The sequence below is a fragment of the Rhodococcus sp. HNM0563 genome (assembly GCF_012726195.1).
GTDB lineage: Bacteria > Actinomycetota > Actinomycetes > Mycobacteriales > Mycobacteriaceae > Rhodococcus.
The window spans coordinates 276,838-296,369 of sequence record NZ_JAASAF010000001.1; the positions used below are offsets into that span (position 1 = coordinate 276,838).

At 65.2% G+C, this 19,532-nt stretch carries 16 protein-coding genes, 1 tRNA gene and 1 other RNA gene; 12 read left to right on the forward strand and 6 right to left on the reverse strand.

Annotated elements, in window-relative coordinates:
* Window positions 1–36 precede the first annotated feature (36 nt).
* Complete coding sequence (locus HCA61_RS01360) at window positions 37–1,062, forward strand: PDZ domain-containing protein (RefSeq protein ID WP_169685943.1); 1,026 nt, start codon at window positions 37–39, stop codon at window positions 1,060–1,062.
* Window positions 1,063–1,094: 32 nt separating this feature from the next.
* Here HCA61_RS01360 and HCA61_RS01365 read toward each other — a convergent pair whose 3' ends face one another.
* On the reverse strand, window positions 1,095–1,694 hold the full coding sequence (locus HCA61_RS01365; RefSeq protein ID WP_169685945.1) for a PPA1309 family protein: 600 nt from the start codon (window positions 1,692–1,694) through the stop codon (window positions 1,095–1,097).
* A 164-nt stretch (window positions 1,695–1,858) separates the two neighbouring features.
* On the opposite strand from HCA61_RS01365, the gene HCA61_RS01370 reads away from it, so the two are divergent.
* Window positions 1,859–4,870 (forward strand): UPF0182 family protein, encoded by a 3,012-nt coding sequence (locus HCA61_RS01370; RefSeq protein WP_247273586.1) that lies wholly within the window; start codon window positions 1,859–1,861, stop codon window positions 4,868–4,870.
* 88 nt (window positions 4,871–4,958) lie between these two features.
* Here HCA61_RS01370 and HCA61_RS01375 read toward each other — a convergent pair whose 3' ends face one another.
* Entirely contained in the window at window positions 4,959–5,477 is a 519-nt protein-coding gene (locus tag HCA61_RS01375) for a transglycosylase family protein (RefSeq protein WP_169685949.1), read from the reverse strand.
* A gap of 424 nt (window positions 5,478–5,901) precedes the next feature.
* On the opposite strand from HCA61_RS01375, the gene HCA61_RS01380 reads away from it, so the two are divergent.
* A tRNA-Met gene (locus tag HCA61_RS01380) sits at window positions 5,902–5,978 on the forward strand.
* A 22-nt stretch (window positions 5,979–6,000) separates the two neighbouring features.
* Here HCA61_RS01380 and HCA61_RS01385 read toward each other — a convergent pair.
* From HCA61_RS01385 to hisN, 4 genes are all read right to left on the reverse strand, one after another.
* On the reverse strand, window positions 6,001–7,656 hold the full coding sequence (locus tag HCA61_RS01385; RefSeq protein WP_169686812.1) for an acyl-CoA synthetase: 1,656 nt from the start codon (window positions 7,654–7,656) through the stop codon (window positions 6,001–6,003).
* A 249-nt stretch (window positions 7,657–7,905) separates the two neighbouring features.
* Entirely contained in the window at window positions 7,906–9,117 is a 1,212-nt protein-coding gene (locus HCA61_RS01390) for an acyl-CoA dehydrogenase family protein (RefSeq protein ID WP_169685951.1), read from the reverse strand.
* 29 nt (window positions 9,118–9,146) lie between these two features.
* Window positions 9,147–10,538 carry an acyl-CoA dehydrogenase family protein gene (locus tag HCA61_RS01395; RefSeq protein WP_169685953.1) on the reverse strand — a complete coding sequence of 464 codons (1,392 nt, stop codon included), beginning with the start codon at window positions 10,536–10,538 and terminating at the stop codon, window positions 9,147–9,149.
* A 166-nt stretch (window positions 10,539–10,704) separates the two neighbouring features.
* Window positions 10,705–11,493: a histidinol-phosphatase gene (hisN, locus tag HCA61_RS01400; protein ID WP_169685955.1), complete on the reverse strand. Its 789-nt coding sequence runs from the start codon at window positions 11,491–11,493 to the stop codon at window positions 10,705–10,707.
* Window positions 11,494–11,532: 39 nt separating this feature from the next.
* On the opposite strand from hisN, the gene prfB reads away from it, so the two are divergent.
* The 9 genes from prfB to pgm all read left to right on the forward strand — a co-directional run bounded on the left by prfB (window position 11,533) and on the right by pgm (window position 19,511).
* On the forward strand, window positions 11,533–12,651 hold the full coding sequence (gene prfB, locus HCA61_RS01405) for a peptide chain release factor 2 (protein ID WP_169685957.1): 1,119 nt from the start codon (window positions 11,533–11,535) through the stop codon (window positions 12,649–12,651).
* Between the two features lie 103 nt (window positions 12,652–12,754).
* Window positions 12,755–13,591 (forward strand): mechanosensitive ion channel family protein, encoded by an 837-nt coding sequence (locus HCA61_RS01410; RefSeq protein ID WP_206039556.1) that lies wholly within the window; start codon window positions 12,755–12,757, stop codon window positions 13,589–13,591.
* Window positions 13,588–14,037, forward strand: a complete 450-nt coding sequence (locus HCA61_RS01415; RefSeq protein ID WP_169685959.1) for a hypothetical protein — start codon at window positions 13,588–13,590, stop codon at window positions 14,035–14,037. The genes HCA61_RS01410 and HCA61_RS01415 overlap by 4 nt, the downstream gene beginning before the upstream one ends.
* Window positions 14,038–14,069: 32 nt before the next feature.
* Window positions 14,070–14,759 carry a cell division ATP-binding protein FtsE gene (gene ftsE / locus HCA61_RS01420; protein WP_169685961.1) on the forward strand — a complete coding sequence of 230 codons (690 nt, stop codon included), beginning with the start codon at window positions 14,070–14,072 and terminating at the stop codon, window positions 14,757–14,759.
* A gap of 54 nt (window positions 14,760–14,813) precedes the next feature.
* Window positions 14,814–15,719 carry a permease-like cell division protein FtsX gene (gene ftsX / locus HCA61_RS01425; protein WP_169685963.1) on the forward strand — a complete coding sequence of 302 codons (906 nt, stop codon included), beginning with the start codon at window positions 14,814–14,816 and terminating at the stop codon, window positions 15,717–15,719.
* 68 nt (window positions 15,720–15,787) lie between these two features.
* Window positions 15,788–16,261 (forward strand): SsrA-binding protein SmpB, encoded by a 474-nt coding sequence (gene smpB, locus HCA61_RS01430; protein ID WP_169685965.1) that lies wholly within the window; start codon window positions 15,788–15,790, stop codon window positions 16,259–16,261.
* A gap of 8 nt (window positions 16,262–16,269) precedes the next feature.
* On the forward strand, window positions 16,270–17,112 hold the full coding sequence (locus HCA61_RS01435) for an EamA family transporter (protein WP_169686815.1): 843 nt from the start codon (window positions 16,270–16,272) through the stop codon (window positions 17,110–17,112).
* Between the two features lie 121 nt (window positions 17,113–17,233).
* Window positions 17,234–17,604: a transfer-messenger RNA gene (ssrA, locus tag HCA61_RS01440) on the forward strand.
* A 278-nt stretch (window positions 17,605–17,882) separates the two neighbouring features.
* Window positions 17,883–19,511 carry a phosphoglucomutase (alpha-D-glucose-1,6-bisphosphate-dependent) gene (gene pgm, locus HCA61_RS01445; protein WP_169685967.1) on the forward strand — a complete coding sequence of 543 codons (1,629 nt, stop codon included), beginning with the start codon at window positions 17,883–17,885 and terminating at the stop codon, window positions 19,509–19,511.
* Window positions 19,512–19,532 lie beyond the last annotated feature (21 nt).

Here is a 19,532-nt window from a genome sequence, read left to right on the forward strand (position 1 = left end):
TGAACGCGAACAGCGCGCGCCCGCTACCCTGGCCGGGTGAATCGACGCCTCGTGTTGCCCGTTGCCGTTCTGCTCCCGGTATTGGTCCTCGCGGTGCTGGCATTCAATGTGCGTGTGCCCTATGTTGCGCTCGGTCCGGGGCCGACCTTCGACACGCTCGGCGAGGTCGACGGGACACCGGTCATCGAGATCGAGGGCGTCGAATCCGACCCCACCACCGGTGAACTGGTCATGACCACGGTGGGGGTCACCGACAACCTCACGCTCGCTCAGACAGTTCTGGCCTGGTTCAGCGGACGCTACGGTCTGGCGCCGCGCGAACAGGTGTACCCGCCGACGCGCAGCAAGGACGAGGTCAAGGCGGCAGATCACGCACAGTTCGCGCAGTCCGAGCGGAGTGCCGAACTCGCTGCGCTCCACTATCTGGACATGCCCGTCACGCTCCGCGTTGCGCAGGTGGCCGATGATGCCCCGGCAACGGATCTGCTCCGTGAAGGCGACCGGATCCTCGCGGTGGGCGGTGAGGTGGTCAGCACCGCCGGTCAGGTCCAGCGCGTGGTCGGCGACACCGCGCCGGGCAGTGATCTGGAGATCACGGTCGAACGGGACGGCGTCGAGGAGGTTGTTCCCGTCACGGTGGGGGGACGCCCCAGCGACCCCGACAAGGGCTTTCTCGGAATCGGTACGGAGGAACTCCCGGATGTCCCGTTCTCCGTCACGTTCAACCTCGCCGACGTCGGTGGCCCGTCGGCGGGCCTGATGTTCAGCCTCGCGCTCGTCGACAAACTCAGTGAGGGCGAACTCAACGGTGGAAAGCACGTCGCAGGTACCGGGACCATCGATTCGGACGGTGCCGTGGGACCGATCGGCGGTATCACCCACAAGTTGACGGCGGCCGCCGAGGACGGCGCCGAGTTCTTCCTGGTTCCGGCCGACAACTGCGCCGAAGCGCTGTCCGACACGCCCGACGGTATCCGGCTGATCGAGGTGGAAACACTCGAGGGTGCAATCGACGCCCTCGCGGCCATCACCTCAGGAGGCGACGCGCCCACCTGCGGCTGATTCTCGCTGACCGGACACCGCGCGGGTGCCGCTCAGTCGTCCTCGCTAGCCTCGAGCGTCGCATACAACGCCTCGATGACATTCGGCGCGAGGTCGTCGGCGACGCGCAGTTCGGCGCCCGCGAACGGATCGTCGTCCGTGGGACGCAGCTCGAGCAGGCTCATCGACGGGCCGTCGCGTAGCACCGCAGAGATCAATCGCGCCTCGCGGCGATCCGGGTGCGCATGTGCTGCGCCGAGGGCGGCATCGTCGGCAGCATGTCTGTCGGCCAGCAGAGGGACGAGCGCCTCATCCAGGTCGGTTTCCGCGGCAGGGGGGAGCACGACGATCTCTTGCACCAGGGCACACCCGGATACCGAAGCCGGCCAGCTTGTTGTCGCGAGGAACTCCTCCAGTGCGGGACTGCCGCCCTCGATGTCGTCGGGCAGCAGATCCTGCACGATCGGCGTGTACTGGTGGCCGTCGTCGAGTTGGTCGCTGAGGGTCGGTTCCGCGGCTGCGAGCAAGGCCGTGGGGACGAGGGCGAACATCACCGGAGGTCGGTCCCAGCCCTCCGCATCGACGAAATCGATGATCTCGTGGACGGCATGCGAGAGCGCATCGGGGGAAGGAACAGGAAGGTGATCGTTCACATGCCTATCCTGACATTCGACAGTCCCGGATGTGTCCACCGGAGCGGTGGGTGCACCCGCGGCGCGCGGTTTCCGTAGAGTAGGGCGAAACGGTCACCGGATTGTGACACGAGGTGGAGACGGCGCGGATCGCCGCGTCGCCGTACGAGTTGGGAGCGTGGCACGTGGGCATGAGGCCCCCGACCGGAGTACCGAGTCTGTCGAAGCGGAGCAAAGCTCTGTTGATTCTCGCCTTGGTGGTGGCCGTGCTGCTGCTTCTCGGCCCGAGAATCCTGGATACCTATACCAATTGGCTGTGGTTCGGCTCCGTCGATTTCCGCGGCGTGTACGTCAAAGTTCTTCTGACGCGAGTTGTGCTGTTCTTCGTCGTCGGCCTCGTGGTGGCGGCGGTGCTGTGGCTTGCACTGTTCCTCGCCTACCGATCGCGACCGGTGTTCGTGCCGACAGCCGGTCCCGGCGATCCGATCGCGCGGTATCGCACGACCGTCATGACCCGGATGCGTGCCTTCGGGCTCGGTATCCCGATCGGCATCGGCGTGTTGTCCGGCCTGATCGCCCAGTCGAGCTGGGTGACCGTCCAGATGTTCTTCAACGGGGGGTCGTTCGGCACCACCGACCCTCAGTTCGGCTTGGACGTCGGGTTCTACGCGTTCGACCTGCCGTTCTTCCGTTTCGTCCTCAACTGGTTGTTCGTCGCGATCATCCTGTCGTTCTTCGCGAGTCTGGTCACCCACTACATCTTCGGCGGAATCCGCCTCGCGGGGCGGGGCGGTACTGGTGGCCACATCTCCAATGCGGCTCGGATTCAGCTGGCGGTCCTTGCGGGCCTGTTCGTCGCCTTCAAGGCGGTGGCCTACTGGTTGGACCGGTACGAACTGCTGTGGAGCGGCCGGAAGGAACCCACGTTCAGCGGCGCAGGTTTCACCGACATCAATGCGGTTCTGCCCGGCAAGCTGATCCTGATGGCGATCGCCATCATCTGTGCGATCGCGTTCTTCGCGGCGATCGTGTTCCGCGATCTGCGGATCCCTGCTCTTGCAACGGCGCTTCTGGTGCTGTCGTCGATTCTTGTGGGCGCGATCTACCCGCTCATGGTCGAGCAGTTCTCCGTCCGGCCGAACGCTGCCGACAAGGAACGCGAGTACATCGAACGGAACATCGCGGCCACGCGTGAGGCATACGGAATCACCGATGACAAGGTGACGTACAAGGACTATCCCGGAGTAGGCACAGTCTCTCCCGAGGAGGTTCCCGCCGATATCACGACGATCGCGAACACCCGTCTACTCGACCCGAATGTGCTCCCGCGCACCTTTACTCAGCAGACTCAGCTCAAGAACTTCTACGGTTACCCCGAGTCTCTCGATATCGACCGTTACGAGGTCGAGGGGCGTGTCGAGGACTACATCGTCGCCGCACGTGAGTTGTCTCCGACGAGCCTGACCGGCAACCAGACCGACTGGATCAACCGCCACACCGTGTACACCCACGGCAACGGTCTGGTCGCCGCTCCTGCGAATCGAGTCAACGCCGCCGCCAGCACCTCGGCGGAAGAGGCTGCGAACAGCAACAGCGGCTACCCGGTCTATATGATCAGCGACCTCGCCTCTCAGGCGGCAGGCAACCAGGTCATCCCCGTCGAGCAGCCGCGCATCTACTTCGGTGAGGTGATCGCCGAGGCCGACCCGGATTACGCGATCGTCGGTGGCAGTGAGGGCGCAGCACCGCGCGAGTACGACACCGACACCGAGACCTACACCTACACCGGTGAGGGCGGCGTCGATATCGGCAACTGGATCAACCGGTTCGCATTCGCCGCGACCTATGCCGAGCGCAATATCCTCTTCTCCAGCGCGATCGGTGGCGACTCGAAGATTCTGTACAACCGCGACCCCCGCGACCGCGTAACGAAGGTTGCGCCGTGGCTCACCGCCGACGGCGACGCCTACCCGGCAGCAGTGGATGGCCGCATCGTGTGGATCGTCGACGCGTACACCACGCTCGACAACTATCCGTATGCCCAGCGCAGCTCGCTCGAAGGTCTCCTCGAGGACAGCATCGATCAGAACACCGGACGTCTGCTGCCTCGCAAGGAAGTTTCGTACATCCGTAACTCGGTGAAGGCCACCGTCGACGCGTACGACGGCACTGTCACGCTCTACCAGGTCGACGAGCAGGATCCCGTTCTCAATGCCTGGATGGGGGTCTTCCCGGATGCAGTGACTCCGCAGGATCAGGTCTCCGACGAGCTTCGTTCGCACTTCCGTTACCCGGAGGATCTGTTCAAGGTTCAGCGCGAGATGCTCGCGAAGTACCACGTCGACGAGCCACTCGAATTCTTCACGAACAACGCGTTCTGGTCGGTCCCGGCAGACCCGACGGTGGACACCACCGCCAATCAGCCGCCGTACTACCTGTTGATGGGTGATGAGGACACCGCTGACGCCAGATTCCGGTTGACGTCCGCGATGGTGGGCTACAACCGTCAGTTCCTGTCTGCGTACATCTCGGTGGAGGCAGATCCGGAGAATTACGGGCAGTTCACGATCCTGCAATTGCCGACCGACACGCAGACCTTCGGTCCGGAGCAGACACAGAACGCGATGATCTCCGACACTCGTGTCGCCTCCGAGCGGACGTTGCTCGAAAGATCCAACCGGATCCAGTACGGCAACCTGCTCACGTTGCCGATTGCCGAGGGCGGCATCCTGTACGTCCAACCGATGTACACCGAGCGCAATCCGACAGCGGGCAGTACATCGACGTTCCCGCAGCTGTCGCGCGTGCTGGTCAGCTACCGTGAGCCGGGCTCGGGCGGCGGCGTGCGGATCGGATACGCACCGACCCTGGCCGCGGCCTTGGATCAGGTATTCGGTCCCGGTGTCGGCGACGCCGCGACGGCTCCCGGTGGGTCAGCGGTGTCGAGCGCGGAGGTCGAGGACGACACTCGCTCCGAGCCGGTCGAGGGTGCGGTGCCCGACGAAGGTCAGCAGCCGGAACCGGGGTCGCCGCCGGTAGCGGTGCCACCGGCGAGCCGTGAGGCTGCAGTGACCGAACTGGATTCGGCGCTCGATGAGCTCGCGAACGCGCAGCGCAGTGGCGACTTCGACGCTTACGGCAATGCCCTCGCGCGGGTGCAGCGCGCGGTCGAGAGCTACCAGTCGAGTGGCGGCTGAGTAGCAGCTGGGATGTTCGGTGGCCTGGTGCCATATGAGACGACGAGGCCCTGCCGGTGGCATGGCCTCGTCGTTGTTCGCGGCGGGATCAGAGTCCGGCGACGCTGACGAGCTGCGAGAACTGCGCGTCGAAGCCGTGCTGCGCGGCGAGGTCGCCCGCAGCGTCGATCGCCTGCTGGACCTCGGCGGGGAGAGCTGGCACCTCGGCGATCGGGGCATCGGGCACGACCGGGGCGGCAGGTGCCTCGGGTGCGGGTGCTGCCGGTGCGGTCTCGGTGGTCAGGTATTGGCCGCAGGTGGGCCATGCGCCGGGGCCCTGGGTCTGCAGCGTGTTCTCGGCGACCCGGATCTGTTCTTCCTTCGAAGCATTGGCGGGGTTACCGGTGCCGCCGTTGGCTTCCCAGGTGCTCTGGGAGAACTGAAGACCGCCGTAGTAGCCGTTGCCGGTGTTGATCGCCCAGTTGCCGCCGCTTTCGCACTGCGCGACACCGTCCCAGTTGTTCGGAGCGGCGGAGGCGGTGCCCGCAGCAAGGCCGAGCGGGATGGCGGCGAGTGCGCCTGTGACGATGACGGTGCGAAGTGCGTGCTTGTTCAACAGTGTGGTCATGCTGGGTGGTCCTCTCGCGCTCGCAGCAACCGCACGACATCGACAACCGATCGGGTTGCGGTGGTAGTGCGTGTGCCTCTGCCCCTCCGAAGGTCTTCGTAGGCACCGGTTCCCGCGGGCAGATTCGGCGGCTGCGGGCCGGTGGTGGTCCGGCGGATTCGAACCGGGACCGACCGTACAAGTGAATGGGGCGAGGCGTCATCCTGCAGATTTCAACTATCGATGTCCAAAATGTGAGACTCGGGGATGCGTCAGTGCAGGTGAGGCGCGAAGTTTGCGGCCTAGTTGCACACTTGTTATTCATTCGTTATGTGTGGGGGATCACGACAGGAAAGTGGCTCAGGTCACCGAATCCGTGCCAAAGCGCCGGTATCCCAGGCGATTTGCCTTTCGTTTCCCTGCTCGTGTAGCTTTGGACATGCAACGCGGGGTGGAGCAGCTCGGTAGCTCGCTGGGCTCATAACCCAGAGGTCGCAGGTTCAAATCCTGTCCCCGCTACCAACGCGAAGGCCGGTCTTCCGAATCAGGAGACCGGCCTTCGCTTTTCGTCGTCTCCGTGCTCGTCGTCAGGCGCAACCGGATCCATTTCTTCGAGTACTCGACGGAGAAGCTTGCCGGTCGCATTGCGGGGTAGTCGGTCGACGAACACTACGTCGCGCGGAACCTTGTAGCGGGCGAGGTTGGACCTGACGAATGTCTTGATCTCGTCGGCGGCGGGCCGGGAATCTGGGTCCGGCACCACGAAGGCCCGCAGCCGGTGACCGAACTCGGGATCGGGAACACCGACCACAGCCACATCGAGTACATCCTCGCGTTCGGCCAGCACGTTCTCCACCTCGAGTGGGTACACGTTCTCTCCGCCGGAGACGATCATGTCGTCGTCGCGGCCGTCGACGAACAGATAGCCCTGTTCGTCCCAGTGCCCGACGTCGCCGGTGGAGAGCAGGCCGCGGAGGCGTTCCTTGTCGCGGCCGTCGGTGTAACCCGCGAAGCTCAGTCCGCTCTTGACGAAGATCCTGCCGATCACGCCCGGTGTGGTGATGCGGCCACCATCGTCGTCGAACAGTTCGACGTGGCAGGTCACCGGTGCACGACCCGCAGTCCCCGGTGCGCGACGAAGATCCTCGGGCGTTGCGACGGTCGCGACCGCGCATTCGGTCGAGCCGTACAGGTTGTGGAGGACGTCGCCGAACGACTCTCTGGTGCGGCGGCAGATGTCGGGAGACAGTGCCGAGCCGGCCGAGAAAATGATGCGCAGGCTCGCGGTATCGAACTCGGCGATCTTCGGTGCGCCCAGCGCGAGGATGCGCTGGAGCATCGTGGGGACGACGACCAGGATGTCCCCGCTGTGGGTCTCGATCGCTCGCAGGGTGTCGATCGGGGAGAAGCGGCGCACCATCACCACCGTCTGCCCGAGTGCCAGCGCGAGTGCCAGCTGCGAGACCCCGGTTCCGTGGAAGGCCGGTGCCGCCATCACCATCGTCTGTCCTTCACACAACGGGACTCGGTCGACGAATTGCGCGGAGGCCAGTGGTGACGTGCGCGCGCGGGGGGCGCCCTTGGGTGTGCCGGTGGTGCCGCTCGTGAGCAGGACGAAGCCGCCGAAGTTCTCGGGCGGAGGAACAGCGGAGCGGTCGAAACCCGCGGCCGCGGAATCGAGGGTGGGAATCCCCTGAACGGGATCGTCCTGCCACGAGAGATATCTTCGGACATCGGCGGGTAGCGCTGCGGCGACGGCCGCGAACTCCGAATCGAACACGAAGGCCGACACCTGCTCTCGGGCCGCAACCTCGACGAGTTGCCGCGGCGCGAACCCCGTGTTCATCATCACCAGTCGCGCGTCCAGTTTTGCTGCAGCCACCATCGTCAGCACCAGGCCCCGGTGGTTGCGGGCCATCACACCGACAATGGATCCGGGTGTCACCCCGTCGGATATCCATGCGCGGACCAGCGCGTTCGAAGCCGCGTCGAGTTCTATATACGTGACACCACCGCGTTCGTCGGAGATCGCCGTGGCGTCGAGGCCTCGAGTGGCGTGGGCATGCACCGCGCCGGCGAAGGGACCGTACTTCCTGGCGGCGGCCATGGTCGCGAGGCTTCGATCGATGCGCGGGAAATGCAACAGGCCGCAGCGGTGCATGACCGCGAGGGCGCCGAGACTGTCGGTGATCTGACGCATGCTCGCGCGACCACCTGTGAGTCGTTCCAGAACGTCCTGCTCGGGCACGGGACCCCCTCGGCTGCGGTGAACTTCACCACACGCTAGCGGCGCCAGGGACCCTCGTGAGGGGAAATGTCTGGATCTCGAGGAGCCCCGACAAGGCGAAACCCTCGCCGCACTCGAGTGCGGCGAGGGTTTCGCCTGCCTCCCCTGGGGAGCGTCGAGCCGTGTTGCAGGGTCTACGTCGGCTCGGTCACTTCAGCTCGGTCACTTCAGCTCGGAAGACGACTTCCCGAGCACACGGCGGGCCACGATCAGCTGCTGGATCTGCTGTGTGCCTTCGAAGATGTCGAGAATCTTGCTGTCGCGGGCCCACTTCTCGAGCAGCGGGCGCTGCGAGTACCCGTAGGTGCCGGCGAGTTCGACGGCTTTGAGTGAGACCGCGGTACCCGTACGACCGGCCTTCGCCTTCGAAATCGATGCCTCGAGCGAGTTGGGCTTCTTGTTGTCTGCCATCCACGTCGCCCGCAGGGCGAGCAGATAGGAGGCTTCCCAGTCGGCTTCGAGTGCGAGGAACTCGGCGGCCGCGGCGTGCTGGTTGTTCGCAGGAGTGTCGTAACTGACCTCCACCCCCGCCTCAGACAGAATGCCCCTCAGTTCCTCGAGTGCTGCGCGACCGAGACCGATCGCCATGCCTGCGACGATCGGGCGGGTGTTGTCGAAGGTCTGCATGACCCCGGCGAAGCCCTGCTCGACGTTGACCTCGGGCGAACCGAGGATGTTGTCCTTGGGAATGCGGCAGTCCTGCAGCAGCAGTACCGCAGTATCGGAGGCCTTGATACCGAGCTTGTGCTCGAGTCGCGCGACGCTCAATCCGGGCGCATCGCGGGGAACGACGAACGACTTGATCGCGGCCCGGCCCTTCGACTTGTCCACCGATGCCCAGACGACGACGTGCGAGGAGCGCTCGCCGGAAGTGACGAAGATCTTCTCGCCGTTGAGGACCCACTCGTCGCCGTCGAGAACGGCAGTGGTGGTGACTGCGGCCGAGTCCGATCCGAAGCTGGGTTCGGTGATCGCCATCGAGGCCCACACCTTGCCGAATCGTTCGAGTTGCTCGTCGGTGGCGACCGCGGCGATAGCCGAGTTGCCGAGGCCCTGGTAGGGGATGGACAGTGTCAAGCCGACGTCGCCCCAGCAGGTTTCGATGACATTGAGAAGGCCGGCCATGTTTCCGCCGTTGGCGTTGTTGCCGTCGGACTTCTTTTCTTTGCCTTCGCGGCCGAGCGTCGCACCCGCTGCGCCCTGGCCGGAATCGTTGAGCGCCTCGACCATTGCCGCCATCGTGTCGAGCTCGACGGGATACTCGTGTTCCGCGAGGTCGTACTTGCGGGAGACGGGTCGGAAGATCTGGGCGGCGACCTGATGGGCCTGATTCGCGGAAGCCTTGAGCTTCTTGGGAAGTTCGAGATTGATCATCACAGGTTCCTTGTGTGTGTCAGGGCCGCTCAGACGAGGACGACGCCCTCGGCGACGCCGATGGCGCGCAGGTCGCGGTACCAACGCTCGACGGGATGTTCCTTGGTGAAGCCGTGGCCGCCGAGTAGCTGGACGCCGTCGAGACCGATCTGCATTCCCTTGTCCGTCGCCAGTTTGCGAGCGAGCGCTGCTTCGCGAGCGAACGACAGGCCCTGCTCGGCGCGGGCTGCGCCGCGGAGGGTGACGAGACGGAGGCCGTCGAGTTCGATCTTGATGTTCGCGACCATGAACGCGACCGCCTGGCGGTGGCTGATCGGCTCACCGAATGCCTCGCGCTCGTTGACGTACGGGACCACGTAGTCGAGTACGGCCTGCCCGGTGCCGATGGCGAGCGACGCCCAGCCGAGGCGCGACAACCGGACCGCGTCGGCGTACTGCTCCGCACGAACGTCCGGGTTCTCGTCGCCGAGTAGCGCGGATTGCGGCACGGCGACATCCTCGAGCAGGAGGCGGCCGAGGCCGGCGGCGCGCAGGCCCATGCTGGGATCGGCCTCGATGACGACACCTTTGCTCTTCGCTTCGACAATGAAGAACGAGGGCTTACCGTCGAGTTCTGCTGCCACGATGAACAGTTCGGCGCTACCGGCCGCCGGAACGAGGGCCTTGACTCCGTTGAGCCGGTACCCGCTCGGGGATCGGGTGGCCTTCGTGCGCAGCGCGAACGGATCGAACAGTGCGCGGGGCTCCGCGATGACGACGGATGCCTGCGGAACATCCTCGCCGGCGAATGCCGGCAGGTACGTCTTCTGCTGGTCGTCGGTGCCCCACTCGGTCAGTGCTACGGCGACGCCGCTCGGCGCGAGGATCGGCAGCGCAAGACCCATATCGCCATGTGCGAGGGCCTCGGCGACGAGGCTGTTGGTGACCACTCCGCGTTCGGCGGCTGCGCCGTCGAACGCTTCGGGCACGTTGACGAGCGTGATGCCGAGCTCGGCGGCGCGTGCGAGCAGGTCGGCGGGTGCGGCTGCAGCTTCGTCGGCGTCGTGTGCGGCCGGACGCAGGATCTCGGCGGCGAAGTCGCGCACGGTTTCCGAGATCATCTGCTGGTCGTCGGTAGGGGTGAGGTCGAAGTAGTCGGCGTTCTTCGCGGTGGCGAGGCGCTCGGGGCCGTTGCCGCCGGACACCTTCTTGAACGTGCGGGTCGCGGCGCCGAGGGTCTTGAATCCGGTCTTGGTGGACTCGTACGTGACCCGGTCGATCGTCTGCCGGAAGTTGTAGCGGTCGGCGAGTTCGGACCCGGTGATCCGCGTGAGTACGCGCATCGCTGCTCCCATGGCGTCCCGTTTGATCGGGTTGAGGCCGACTGCGGACGTGTCTCGGGGGGTGTTCCGGGCCACACTGTCTTGCTTGCTCATGATCACCAGAAGTTTCTTGTATCGGAGCGGACAGGAGTCAATCTTACTCTTGAGTAAGGTATGTGTCTACTCTCGAGTAAGTTCACAGCTGTCCGGGCAGGACGACACTGCCCGCGCCGCAGGTGAAATGCAGCGCGGGCAGGGCCAGATGGGCATCAGGGTCGGATGGGCATCAGGACCTGAGGCGGCTCAAGACCTCGTCGTGGAGCGCGCCGTTCGTCGCCACCGCACTTCCGCCGTGCGGTCCTGCCGTGCCGTCGAGATTCGTGAACACCCCACCCGCTTCGCGGACGAGCACATCGAGCGCTGCCAGATCCCAGAGCGACACTTCGGGTTCGAGCGCGATCTCGAGCGCGCCTTCCGCCAAGAGGCAGTAGGAGAAGAAGTCGCCGTAAGCGCGTACGCGCCACACCTCGTCAGTCAGGTCGATGAACCGGTCACGAATGTTGCGGTCGTTCCAGCCGGAGAGGCTCGAAAAGCTCAGCGACGCCGACGCGAGCGATCCGACCCCGGACACCGCGATGGCACGAGGTTCGCTGCCGTCGTGCGAGGACCACGCGCCGGCCCCCGAGCACGCCCACCACCGGCGGTGCAGCGCCGGAGCGCTGACCACGCCGACAACCGGGACACCGTCGACGATCAGTGAGATGAGGCTCGCCCACACCGGCACACCCCGCACGAAGTTCTTGGTGCCGTCGATCGGATCGATCACCCATTGGCGGCCTTCGAAGACCGGATCGCCGCCGAATTCCTCCCCGAGAATCGCGTCGTCGGGCCGCTCGGAGGAAAGTGTCTCCCGCACCAGGCGTTCCACCGCGAGATCGGCGTCGGACACCGGTGTCAGGTCGGGTTTGTCGTCGACCTTCAGGTCCAGCGCGCGGAAACGGTCGCGGGTGACGGCGTCTGCGGCGTCGGCGAGACGCAGTGCGAGTTCGAGATCGGCGGTGTAGTCGGTGGCCATGCGTCAGACGCTAGCCCCTAGCCGGTAGCCTAGAGAATCGTGCATCCCGATGTTTCCGCAGACCTGGCCGAGCTCGCGACGACCCTCCGGACGGTGGAGTCGGTTCTCGATGTGGAAGAGCTGCGCCGCCGTATCGACGAGCTCGAACATCAGGCGGCCGATCCCGACCTGTGGAACGACCAGGAGCATGCCCAGCAGGTCACCAGCCAGCTGTCGCACGCGCAGAGCGAACTGCGCCGCGTCGAAGAGTTACGTCAGCGGCTCGAGGACCTTCCCGTGCTCTACGAGCTCGCCGAGGACGAAGAGGGTGAAGCGCAGGCAGCTGCGCTGGCCGACGCCGACTCCGAGCGCGAGACCCTGCGCGCCGACATCGAGGCGATGGAAGTGCGGACGTTGCTGTCGGGCGAGTACGACCAACGTGATGCCCTCGTCAACATCCGTTCCGGTGCCGGCGGCGTCGACGCCGCGGACTGGGCCGAGATGCTCATGCGCATGTACATCCGATGGGCCGACAAGCACGGCTACGGCGTCGAGGTGTACGACACCTCCTACGCCGAAGAAGCAGGCATCAAGTCGGCGACCTTCGCGATCAAGGCCCCTTACACCTACGGCACTCTGTCGGTCGAGATGGGCACGCACCGCCTCGTTCGAATCAGTCCGTTCGACAACCAGGGCCGACGCCAGACCTCGTTCGCCGAGGTCGAGGTGCTGCCGGTGGTCGAGACCACCGACCACATCGATATCGACGAGAACGACGTCCGCGTCGACGTCTACCGGTCGTCCGGCCCCGGCGGGCAGTCGGTCAACACCACCGACTCCGCGGTCCGCCTGACGCACGTGCCAACCGGCATCGTCGTCACCTGCCAGAACGAGAAGTCGCAGTTGCAGAACAAGGTGTCTGCGATGCGTGTCCTCCAGGCCAAACTCCTCGAGCGGAAGCGTCAGGAAGAGCGCGCCGAGATGGATGCCCTCAAGGGTGACGGCGGCAGTTCGTGGGGAAACCAGATGCGCTCCTACGTGCTGCACCCGTACCAGATGGTCAAGGACCTGCGCACCGAGTACGAAGTCAACAACCCGTCCTCGGTTCTCGATGGCGACATCGACGGCTTCCTCGAAGCCGGCATCCGCTGGCGGATGGGCGAGGAACAGAACGCGTGAGCCGGTAGGTTCGGGTCGGGCAGGATCCCGGCCCGGGTCCCTTTCGAAGGAATGAACGCTGTTTCCCACCGATGTCCTGCTGAACTGGGTCACCACCCGCGGACTGCTGATCGCTCTGACGATCCTCGGTGCCGTCATCATCGCCCGGTTCGTTTCGTGGACCGGCGGCCGGGTGACCCGGCGGATCGACGATCGCTACCGGCAGTCCGACGACCTCGTGCGCTCGGAGGCGACCAAGCATCGTCATTCGGTCGCACAGGTCGTGACGTGGATGGTGATCGCGTTCGTCTACATCGTTGCAGCGCTCAAGATCTTCGACTATCTCAACCTGCCGATCGGTTCGCTCGTGGCACCGGCAACCGTGGTGGGTGCTGCGGTCGGTTTCGGCGCGCAGCGCATCGTGCAGGACATTCTCGCCGGCTTCTTCATCATCACCGAACGTCAGTACGGATTCGGTGACACCGTGCAGATCTCGGTGACAGGGTCGTCCGAGGACGCCGTAGGCACCGTCGAGGACGTCACCCTCCGGGTGACTCGGGTCCGCAGCGCGGCCGGCGAAGTGATCACGGTGCCGAACGGTCAGATCAACAAGGCCATCAACCTGTCGAAGGACTGGGCGCGCGCCGTAATCGACGTCCCGATTCCGGTCAGTGCCGATATCGGTGCGGTCAGTGACATCCTCCGAGATGTGGGCGTCGCCGCGTACAACGAGCCGCGCGTGCGAGAACTCCTGCTCGACGAGCCGAGCGTGATGGGTGTCGAGAGCCTCGAGGTCGACCAGGTCAGTATGCGGATCGTCGCCCGAACTCTGCCGGGGAAGCAGTTCCAGGTCGGTCGTCTGCTCCGCGCGCGCATCGCGGGGGCGCTTCGCGCCAAGGGAATCACAGTGAGTCCGCAACTCGACACCGCAAGCGTCGTGGAACGATCGGGGGAACCGTGACCGACGACCAGCGATCGCACCGTATCCGGATCCCGACCCATCTGTTCCGCGGCCGGGTACGCACCAGCACCCTCGTGCTGTGCATCGTGTGGCTCGGGCTGTGGGCGGCATATCTGACTCTCAATCAGGACAAGAGCCAGGCCGACGGAACAGGAACGCCGCCCACCGGAGCAGTCATCATCTCCGAGACACCGTTCGTGCCGTACGTTCCACCCGCGTCGAGCACCGAACAGGCGCCTCCGACCACCACTACCGACGTTGCGCCCTCGTCCGAACCGACGACTGCCACGACGACACCGGGCGACACGCCCGCCCCGATGACCGGGACGCAGCCCCCCGAGACCACTACTGCCGATGCGAATCCCTTCCGATTGCCGCAGATCCCGGGACTCCCAGGATTCGACGGGGAGTCGGGCACAGAACCGACCGGTGAGCCGGGGCAATAGGTCACCATCCGGTAACGGCTAGCATTGCCGTCGTGATCCGCCTGGAAAATGTGTCCAAGTCCTACAAGACGTCGACCAGACCCGCATTGGACGGCGTGTCCGTCGAGGTGGACAAAGGCGAGTTCGTCTTCCTCATCGGCCCGTCCGGCTCCGGGAAGTCGACCTTCATGCGCCTGCTGCTCCGCGAGGACACACCCACGAGCGGCGAGATCCACGTGGCGGATTTCCACGTCAACAAGTTGTCGGCGCGGCGGGTCCCGAAACTGCGCCAGAATCTCGGCTGCGTCTTCCAGGACTTCCGTCTGTTGCAGCGCAAGACCGTGGCGGAGAACATCTCGTTTGCGCTCGAGGTCATCGGCAAGCCCCGTTCCGTGATCGAACGGACCGTGCCCGAAGTCCTCGACCTCGTCGGATTGTCCGGCAAGGCGGGGCGCCTTCCCACCGAACTGTCCGGTGGTGAGCAGCAGCGTGTTGCGATCGCACGCGCGTTCGTGAACCGGCCGCTGGTTCTGCTGGCGGACGAGCCCACCGGCAATCTCGATCCCGAGACCAGCCAGGACATCATGCTGCTGCTCGAACGGATCAACCGCACCGGCACCACGGTGCTCATGGCCACGCACGATCACCACATCGTGGACGCAATGCGGCGCCGCGTCGTCGAACTCGACCTGGGCCGGGTGGTCCGCGACGAAGCACGCGGCGTGTACGGCGTGGGTCGCTGACCCGGTCGCCCGTTCCGAGACCAGTCCATCCGGCAACCGAAGGACCTTGACCCCATGCGCGTCAGCTTCCTGTTCAGCGAGGTCACCACCGGCCTGCGCCGCAACCTCACCATGACCGTTGCGATGATCCTCACCACCGCCATCTCACTTGCGCTGTTCGGTGCGGGTCTGCTCGTCGTCCAGATGGCCGACAAGACGCAGAAGATCTTCCTCGACCGGGTGGAGATCCAGGTGTTCCTCACCGAAGACATCTCGTCACTCGACCCGGAATGTGAACAGGAACTCTGCAGCACCCTGCGCACCGACCTCGAGAACACCGACGACGTGGTGTCCGTCCAGTACCTCAGTCGCGACGATGCGGTGCTCGACGCCACCGAGCGTGTCTTCGCGGACCAACCCGAATTGGCCGAGCTCGTCAGTCCCGAGAGTTTTCCCGCATCGTTCAAGGTGAAGATGTCCGATCCGTCGAGCTTCGCGATCATTCAGACCGAGTTCGCGGAACGGCCGGGTGTGGACAGCATCCTCAACCAGCAAGACCTGGTCGAGCGGTTGTTCGGTGTGCTCGGCGGCATCCGTAACGCGGCCTTCGCGATCGCGACTATCCAGGCCGTCGCGGCGATCCTGCTCATCGCCAACACCGTGCAGATTGCCGCCTTCACCCGCCGCACCGAGGTCGGCATCATGCGCCTCGTCGGTGCGACCCGCTGGTACACCCAACTGCCGTTCCTCCTCGAAGCCGTCGTGGCCGCGATCGTCGGCGCAGCCCTTGCCATCGGCGGATTGTTCGCTGCGAAGTCGCTGTTCGTCGACGACATGCTTGCCGAGGTCTACGGCGCGAACATCGTCGCGCGAATCACCGACAGCGACATCCTGCTCGTCGCTCCGTTCCTCGTACTCGTCGGCGTGGGCATGGCAGCGATCACCGCGTACGCGACACTGCGCCTGTACGTGCGTGAATAACGATTTGTGCGGGTTCCTATGCTGGACTGTGTTCCACTTCGACCGATTTGAACCTGAAAGGCCTGCACGTGAAGGAAAAGGGCCGGAAGGTCATCGCCACGAACCGTAAGGCGCGGCACAACTACGCCATCCTCGATACGTACGAGGCGGGCATTGCGCTTGTCGGTACGGAGGTGAAGGCCCTACGGGAAGGGAAGGCGTCACTCGTCGACGCGTTCGCGACGGTCGACGACGGCGAGGTGTGGCTGCGCGGGCTGCACATCCCGGAGTACGGGCACGGCACCTGGACCAACCACGCTCCGCGTCGAACCCGCAAACTGCTGCTGCACCGGCGTGAGATCGACGCGCTGGTCGGCAAGACCCGTGAGGGCAACCAGACGTTGGTACCGCTCTCAATGTACTTCTCCGACGGCAAGGTCAAGGTCGAGTTGGCACTCGCCAAGGGCAAGCAGGACTACGACAAGCGGCAGGATCTCGCCCGTCGCACTGCCGAACGCGAGGTGACCCGCGAACTCGGCAGGCGGGTGAAAGGTATGCGCTGACCTCGGTCCTGTTGGCTCTCGTGGCCGCGGTCGGCTACGGAGTCAGCGATTTTCTCGGTGGTGTCGCTTCTCGGCGGGCCACCGCACTGTCGTTCGTCGTTGCGTCGTATCCGCTGTCGCTGGTGATCGTCCTTGTGATCGCACCGATCGCGGGCGGCGACGTGACCGCGGAATCGCTGATCTGGGGTGCCGCGTCGGGCCTGTTCGGTGGCTTCGCGGTGTGGTGGTTCTATCGTGCCCTCGCATCCGGCCCGATGTCGGTGGTATCGCCGGTGACTGCGCTGCTCGTAGCTGGAATCCCCGTCCTTGCCGGCCTCGTCACAGGGGAGCGTCCAGGGCCGCTCGCCGGGGTCGGGATCGTCGTCGCGCTCATTGCGGTCGTGCTCGTCAGCAGGGAGTCGAAAGAAACCGTCGGTGGCGACGAGCATCCGGCCTTCACCCTTCGTGTCGCGGGACTCACTGCAGCGGGGGGTGTGGCATTCGCGCTCACCTTCATCTCGCTCGATCAGGTCCCCGACGGAACCGGCCTCTGGCCGCTGGTGTTCCAACGTCTCTCCGCGACCGCCGTCGTGTGGGCCGTTGCCGTGGCCGTACGGCAGTTCACGGGTCCGCCGCGGTTGCTGTACCGGCATGTCGTCGCCGTCGCGCTGCTCGACGTGGTGTCGAACGCCGCGATGATGTTCGCGTTCCAGGGTGGGATGCTCTCGCTGGTGAGCGTCGTCGGGGCTCTCTACCCCGCGGCCACCGTGCTGCTCGCGCTCGTCGTGCTGGGAGAGCGACTCGGTCGCGGCCAATACACGGGCATGATCCTCGCGTGTCTGTCGGTCGCGATGATCACCTTCGGGACTTGAGTGCTCGTCTCGGTCATCGGGGCGTTGTGAGCGGCGTCATCCGACAATCCTGGAAATGGGAATGACATCGGGTGCGGGTGACGTTAATGTAGGTAGTCCTGCGAACGTCGCAGGCGCGTACGGGGCTGAACGGTTTCGACTACGTACGTTGAGTCAAGGGAAGCGTGTCGGTGCAGGCAAGAGACCACCGTAAGCGTCGCTGCAACCAATTAAGCGCCGATTCCAATCAGCGCGACTACGCTCTCGCTGCCTAAGTAGCGAAGCGTGTCTGTCAGTCCGATCTCGCCCTCGGGTCGGGTACTGGCATCAGCTAGAGGGCTTCACCTACCGGCTCGGTCACGGAGTCGGATGGGACATCAAACAGTGACTGGGATCGTCATCACGGCTTGTTCGCGAGACCGGGAGATCCAAGTAGAGACATAGCGGACTGCACACGGAGAAGCCTTGGCGAGGCGGCGGAGGACCCGGGTTCGATTCCCGGCAGCTCCACCGAATACCCCGGGTGAAAGGCCAGACAAGGTCTTTCACCCGGGGTATTTTCATGAGCTCGCGAGGCCGCCGAGCTTTACACCCCGGGTTCATGCATCGATCGGTTCCACGTTGACCAGCGGTTACCTGCACGTTCACGATGTCGGATTCGCCGTTCGGCACCTTTGCCGAATGCGGGTGACGAGCAGCCCCACGGATCCGACGCGAACGACACAGGACGGCCGCGTGGATACAGCACCGCAGGCAAGATGGTCACCACACGCGTTCGACGAGGAGGACCCATGGCGCACGAACGAGCGGGGCAACCGGCAGCACCCGAGGATCTGGTCGACCTCGCGCATCTGGTGACGGCCTATTACACGGTCCGTCCGGATCCCGAGAACCCGCTTCAACAGGTGGCGTTCGGAACGTCAGGGCACCGCGGGTCGAGCCTCGACGCGGCCTTCAACGAGCAGCACATCCTCGCCACCACCCAGGCTATCGTCGAGTACCGCGCAGCACAGGGAACGACCGGGCCGCTGTTCCTCGGCCGCGACACGCACGCATTGTCCGAGCCCGCGTGGACCACCGCGCTCGAGGTTCTGATCGCCAACGACGTCGACGTCGTGATCGATTCGCGTGATCGGTACACACCGACCCCGGCGGTCAGCCACGCGATCCTGCGCCACAATTCCGGCGGCAGTGTGTCCGCCGACGGCATCGTCGTGACGCCGTCCCACAACCCGCCCCGCGACGGGGGCTTCAAATACAATCCGCCGCACGGTGGACCCGCCGGCACCGACGCCACCTCCGTCATCGCGGCCCGCGCCAACGAACTCCTCGCGGCGGGCCTCGCAGGCGTCAAGCGCGTATCAGCGGTCGCCGCACTTGCGGCGGCCGGCCGCTACGATTTCCTCGGCACCTACATCGACGACCTCCCGAACATCGTGGATCTCGACGCGATCCGGGGTGCGGGGGTGCGCATCGGAGCCGATCCGCTCGGTGGTGCGTCCGTCGACTATTGGGGCGAGATCGCCGACCGGCACCGCCTCGACCTCACCGTCGTCAACCCCCTCGTCGACGCCACATGGCGATTCATGACACTCGACACCGACGGCAAGATCCGGATGGACTGCTCGTCACCGAACGCAATGGCATCGCTCATCGGCGCACGCGACAAATACGACCTTGCCACCGGCAACGACGCGGATGCGGACCGCCACGGCATCGTCACCCCCGACGGTGGCCTGCTCAACCCCAACCACTATCTTGCGGTGGCCATCGACTATCTCTTCGGGAACAGGCCGGGCTGGTCGGATGGAAGCAAGGTCGGCAAGACTCTCGTGAGCTCGTCGATGATCGATCGCGTCGCGGCCGGACTGGGACGTGAGTTGCTCGAAGTGCCAGTGGGCTTCAAATGGTTCGTGCCGGGGCTGCTCGACGGGAGCCTCGGGTTCGGGGGCGAGGAAAGCGCGGGGGCTTCCTTCCTGCGTCGCGACGGCGCGGTGTGGTCCACCGACAAGGACGGCATCGTGCTCGCGTTGCTGGCCGCCGAGATCACCGCGGTAACCGGTGCGACGCCCTCGCAGCGTTACGCCCAGCTCGCCGGACGGTACGGGGATCCCGCCTACACGCGGGTCGACGCGCCTGCGACGCGAGAGCAGAAGGCGATCCTCGCGCAGCTGTCGCCCGAGCAGGTAAGTGCCACCGAGCTCGCGGGCGAGACGATCACCGCGACGCTCACGGAGGCGCCAGGAAACGGCGCGGCGATAGGTGGACTGAAGGTGACGACCGAGAACGCGTGGTTCGCGGCGCGTCCGTCCGGCACCGAGGACGTGTACAAGATCTACGCCGAATCGTTCAACGGCCCTGAACATCTCGCTCAGGTCCAGGACGCGGCACGTGAACTGGTGTCGTCGGTATTGGGCTGACCCGCGGCGCACGTCGGGCTC